Below are 5,358 nucleotides of genomic sequence, written 5' to 3' on the forward strand. Positions count from 1 at the left end.
CCTTGTCACAGCCCAGAGCAGCAGAGTCGGTTCTGGAAATCAGGAGTTACGACGCGATCGGCCAAGACCCGACCGTTGCGTATCACGTATCCCGGGGGCGTTCTGCGATGAGCTATTTTGCAGTGAGTAAGGCGCTACGGCACCCCGAGCAACTGCAGCACGATACACGGTGGCTGGCGGGGACCGTGTAGCGGCCAATTACTGATATCCAGGACTGACCCTGGTGCCCCGGGGTAGCGCGGACGCCGTGGCGCTGTCCAGCGGGTCGCGTCGTACGGTCGGGGCGAACCTTCTGCGCCTCGGCTGTCGTTCGGTGTGCCGGAGAGCGAGACCGGCCCCAGCGAGCGCTTAGACCGGCGGCCTCTTCACCATCGGGTTTCAATTGCTGCTGATTCTCAGCGGCAACCTCGTGTGTGGCTCAACTGGCTGACGATCGTCCTGTGCATTGTCGTCCAATGGGTGACGCCTTGGCGTCGAATGACAATCCCGGCGACGGCGTCGCCGGGAACGCCCGCGTTGCCGAACGTCAGCCTTCAGCGGTGCGCGGCTTTATCGCGCGGCCGCTGGATTGCTGTGTTCGGCCTTCAGTGCCGGTGCAGCAATCGGCTGCCCCTCGATGTAGAGGGTGTCGTAGCTGAGATCGAGTCCGTTCGGCCACTCGACGGAGCCTGCAACGACGCGCGCCGCCCGAAACACCGCGTGGTCGCGCAGGCGCACGAAAATCCCGCGATCGAGGTACGGCTTGACGTCGAATTTCCGGGATTCGCCGTTGTCAAACGAAACCTCCAGCTCGTAATCGTCCAGCGCACAAACGGACCTGACGTGTGGATTCATCGATACTCCTACTTCAGCGGCTCGATCTTGAAGACCTCCTCGCCGTCTATGGCCAGCTGCCAGTCGGCTAGAAGCTCGTCGCGGTGTATCTCGATCCATGCCTGCACGAGTCGCGTCTTCCCGGAAGGCAACTCACCAGCCAGCACTTCCCCGGTTGCAATCGCAAACACCGCCTGATTGCCGGAGTACTCCGCATGCACATGAGGGACGTGGTGCTGCTTGTCGTCGAAAAAGTACATCCGCACCACGATCCCGTAGAACATGGACAGAATCGGCATAGTCGTCTTTCACCGGATTCAACCGTAGCACGTTACGCGAGACTCGCCGAACACCCGGTTGAGCGGCGAGCGTCCGTCGCTAGCGCCGCGCTCGTCCGCTCCAACCGGGTGTTATCCGGCACGGCGATGGCGGTCGCCCTATGCCCTCTCACCGAACACCTCGTCGAACTCCGCGATGGCCGCGTGGGCCTCTCGCACCATGCACTCTAACAGGACACGGTAGGAGTTCGCGTCAAGGATGTCGTCGGCCACCCGCATCCCAGCGCCCTGCAAATGAGACCCCAAGCTGCTGCGCAATGGCAGACGCGGCATCGGGGCGGGAGTGTCCGGCCCAGGGAACATGCGAACCACGCCGATCGAGTGAGCGCGGAAAAGCGTGCAAAAGGACCCGAGGGCGAGGTGCACCTCACGCAGGCGGCGGAACTCCTGGCGCCGGTCCTCCTGAAGGAGGTCAGCCTTCCTGAAGATGCGGGTGTTGATCGGCTCGGTGTACTCCACGAGAGGATCACTCTCTTCTGCGATTACGCGAACGAAATGGTGCTCGAACCACCGCTCAGCGAAGAGCGTTTGGAACTCCGGCCACGAGAGGAGGCGCACATTCGAGTACTGGGCAGCGCCGCGGGCACCCTTCTGGAATCCAGCTGCAGAGATGATCGCGCCCCAGTTGGCACCGGAGTCGCCCACGACGGTTCGGAAGGCGTGAACTACGGTTTGTGGCACGCGGGCGCGCCAGCGTTTGCATTCGAGAAGATAGGTTTGAGCCGGGGTCGCCGAGGAATCGTGCGCCCATACGTCGATCGAGACTTCGCCTCGCGCGGTCTTGATCACCTTCTCTACCGCCGTGGCTACGCCAGCCTCGCGCAGGATCCGGGCAACCCGTTCCTGCAGGTCCCGCCAGGATGAGGGCTCGTCGCCGTCAATCATCTCGACTTCGCGAGGACGGTTCTACGTCCGGACGCCGAGCATCACACGCGCGTCTCTCCAGCGCGTCGTGTGCATGCTGATGTTCGGCCTTCACACCGGCACTGTCTCCAACTCGAAATCTCGCGGGTCATCCGGATCAATCCCTGTTTCCTCAAACTTGCGCAGCCGCTCTCCTCCTGCTGGGGCGATGCACCAGACTGCCCGATGTCGCGACTGGACTTGATTCCTGGCCTTCAGGTTCCGCACGGCTTGTCTGACTTGATTCCTCCAAATACTCTCGCCGGTGCTGCCATAGCATTCCAGATCCTGCGGATGTCGCCGCAAATCCTCCGCTAGCAGGCGCTGCACCGACGCGTAGACAAGGTCGATATCCGCCTGGCGCTATCCTGAAGTGACTTCAAGATCGCCCGCTCGTACAACGGTCGTGCAATACGCTCAGGGCGGATCTTTCTGCCTAACCGCATGGTTGTTCTCCTTAGTCGGAACGGGTCACGCTGGACTACATTTATCCGCACTAACAAAAGCGACAATCCACGCGACTTCACGCGGTATCGCGCCTTCAAAGTCGGGCGAAACATAGGGTGAATCGTCTTGCGCCGTCAAGGGTTTTGCCCGTGCCGCATGCGCGTCCTCAGCCGCAGATTTCCGTCAGCATGCGCAGCGCGTTCTCGCCCAGGACCTTACGCACGGTGTCGGGCTTGTGCCCGCGCGCCAGCAGGCCGGCGGTCAGGCGCGGCATCGCGGTCACGTCCTCGAGACCAATTGCGGGCGTGATGAAGCCGTCATAATCGGTGCCGATCCCGACGACGTTTTCACCGCCCACTTTGATGGCGTGATCGAAATGATCGAGCACTCGGTCGAGGTCGGCGTTCTTTTCGGCGACGAAGCCGCGCTCGATGATGATTCCGATGACGCCGCCGCGATCGGCGACGGCGCGAATCTGGGCGTCGGTCAAGTTGCGCCGGTGGGGGTAGACGGCGCGGCATCCCGCATGACTGACCATGAACGGGCGCTGCATCGTCGCCAGCGCATCCGCTACGCCCGCATCGTTGAGATGCGCCAGATCGACGACCATCTTCAGCCGCTCCATCTCTGCGATCAGGGCGCGACCGAATTCGGTGAGACCTTTACCGTCGAACTCCGCCACGGTCATCGGATAACCGGCTTCCGTCGCCTGAAAATGCACCAGACCGATTGATCGCAACCCGCGCGCATACGCGGTGCGGACGTGATCGAGCGACCCTTCGATGCCATGGGCGCCTTCCAGACACGGCAACCCCGCAATCTTCCCGGCGGCGCGCGCCGCACGCAGCTCCGATCCGCTGCGCACCAGCGAAAACTGATTCGGGTAGTGGCTTGCCGCGTCATGCATCAGATCGAGTGTGGTGACGACCGCCTCGAAGCCGCGCTGGCGGTCGTACCAGGACAGGACCTTCAGTGGCAGCATCAACTCGGACCGCACCTCGCGCGGGTTGACGACAATGCCGAATCCGACCGCCCCGACTCCCCCCTCTTTCAGGCGCGGGAGATCGGCATGCCACGCGAATGGTGACGACGGCAGCAGATTCTCGTGCCGCTTGCCGATGTCGTAGCCGAAAAGGCGAACCCAGAGGAAGGTATCGACATGCAGATCGACGACGAGGCAATCGCGGTGGAGCGCCAGCGCATCGGCGGGAACCGGCGGGAACGAAGGGCGATGACAACCAAGTGCGAGTGACCCGCCCACCAAAATGCCGCCGCGCAGTACGTTGCGGCGACTCAAAAGCCAATCGCCGTTCGGTAGCAGGTGCTCGACAGGTGGAAACGCTTCCGCGTCGCCTTCAAGTCGCATGGTGATTCCTCCCCCTGAGACTTTACTACACAGCCTCGGTGCTGCCTACCGTTCGCAGACCGTGGTGCAGACCGCGCTCTCGCGGACGATCCGTCGCGTCGCGCTGTACGTCACCGCGAAGGTTGGAATCCAGCACGAGTGTTTGCCGGCGCCGCCGGCGACCAGGACACGGATGCTGTCCACCTCGCGCACGAGAGGGATGCGGCCGCTCCAGCTGTCAATCTGTCCCGCCCAGCCGCCCCAGGAGCTGAGCTCCTCGAGCTTTTGCGGTGAAATACGGTCCACCGCTACGCGCGCGTGCTCGTACAGGTAGCGCTGCACGTCGGCGCGCGTGAAACCACTCTCCGCAACGGTACGCGCATGCTCGGGCCCGAAGATGACGAAGGTGTCCCCGCCGACGTAGAGGTTGTTGTTGCCGACCGTGGCCATGGTCTGCGCCACGGTGTTGAGAATGGAGTCGCCGGTGGCGGAGCCGTGGTCATTGATGTTGTGCGGGCCCTCGGCGGCGGCGACGGTGACGCAGCTGTCGCTTGCGGCGAAGCCGAGCGACAGGCGCAACGGTGGCCACGGACTCGCCGCCTCGTTCTCGGCAAAGCAGAAGGTGTATTTCGTCGGCGAGCCCTGCGTTGCCTTGTCCACCTCGGCGGGAATGCCGCCGCCGATGTTTTGCAGGATCAGCCGCATTGCCCGGCCGATGGTGGCGTTGGCGCGGTTGCCCGGGCCGAAGCAGTTGTGGCCGGCGTTCATGCCCAGCTCGGCGGCGATCGGACCGTGCACCAGCACCATGAGCCCGCACGGGTGCGTCGTGGTCTGCACACCGAAAAGGTTGAACTGCTGGTCCTGGATCGCTTCGACCGCTGCCATGAGCACCGGCATGTGTTCGGGCAGGCAGCCCGCCATCACCGCGTTGATCGCGATCTTCTGAACGGTGGCCGGACCGCCGCGGGGCATGAGGTTGCCCAAGCTCTCGAGCGGATAGCGCGTCGCGCCGGCGCACATGGCGTTGACTCGTTCCCTGGTGGGCACCACGATCGGCAAGCCATCGGTCCATCCCCAGCGGTGAAACTGCTCCGCAGCCTCGGCCTCATCGCCATCGACAGCAACCTCGAGCTGGTCCGGATCGGGCGTGTGACGCTCCGCCGCAATGGTCATGCGATCTCTCCCTGAGTCAATGCCTGGATCACGCGTTGCACGACGGCGTCGGTGATCAACGCCTCTGCCTGTCCCCGCGGAATGCCACCGACCGGATGTCCCACCACCACCAGCGGCAGCCCCGCCGCATTGCGCTGGCGCAACAGCTCCCCTGCGAACGGGTGGAACTCGGCGGTGACCAGGCCCACGGCGGCCGAACCAGCTCGTGCCAGTTCAATCTGGTCGTGGACACTCCACGACGTGCACGACCCTCAGTCGTAGACCGCGAGCACTACCCCCTGGCAGTCCCTGCCGATCTCCACCAGGAGTTCTCGCGGCGCCTCCAGCGACGGCACGCCC

The 5,358-nt window shown here is 63.8% G+C and carries 6 protein-coding genes; all 6 read right to left on the minus strand.

Annotated features, from left to right (window positions below; genetic code table 11):
* Positions 1 to 549: 549 nt before the first annotated feature.
* The 6 genes from VF515_06375 to VF515_06400 all read right to left on the minus strand — a co-directional run bounded on the left by VF515_06375 (position 550) and on the right by VF515_06400 (position 5,207).
* Positions 550 to 834, minus strand: a complete 285-nt coding sequence (locus VF515_06375; GenBank protein ID HEX7407263.1) for a DUF2442 domain-containing protein — start codon at positions 832 to 834, stop codon at positions 550 to 552.
* 8 nt (positions 835 to 842) lie between these two features.
* A complete protein-coding gene (locus VF515_06380; protein HEX7407264.1) occupies positions 843 to 1,112 on the minus strand; it encodes a DUF4160 domain-containing protein in 270 nt (89 codons plus the stop codon).
* 138 nt (positions 1,113 to 1,250) lie between these two features.
* A complete protein-coding gene (locus tag VF515_06385; protein ID HEX7407265.1) occupies positions 1,251 to 2,036 on the minus strand; it encodes a restriction endonuclease in 786 nt (261 codons plus the stop codon).
* A gap of 631 nt (positions 2,037 to 2,667) precedes the next feature.
* On the minus strand, positions 2,668 to 3,867 hold the full coding sequence (locus VF515_06390; protein ID HEX7407266.1) for a dipeptidase: 1,200 nt from the start codon (positions 3,865 to 3,867) through the stop codon (positions 2,668 to 2,670).
* A gap of 45 nt (positions 3,868 to 3,912) precedes the next feature.
* On the minus strand, positions 3,913 to 5,019 hold the full coding sequence (locus VF515_06395) for a hypothetical protein (protein ID HEX7407267.1): 1,107 nt from the start codon (positions 5,017 to 5,019) through the stop codon (positions 3,913 to 3,915).
* A complete protein-coding gene (locus VF515_06400) occupies positions 5,016 to 5,207 on the minus strand; it encodes a hypothetical protein (protein ID HEX7407268.1) in 192 nt (63 codons plus the stop codon). Before VF515_06400 ends, VF515_06395 begins: the two co-directional genes overlap by 4 nt.
* Positions 5,208 to 5,358: the final 151 nt, after the last annotated feature.

It is taken from the genome of Candidatus Binatia bacterium (genome assembly GCA_036382395.1).
Taxonomy (GTDB): Bacteria; Desulfobacterota; Binatia; order HRBIN30; family HRBIN30; genus JAGDMS01.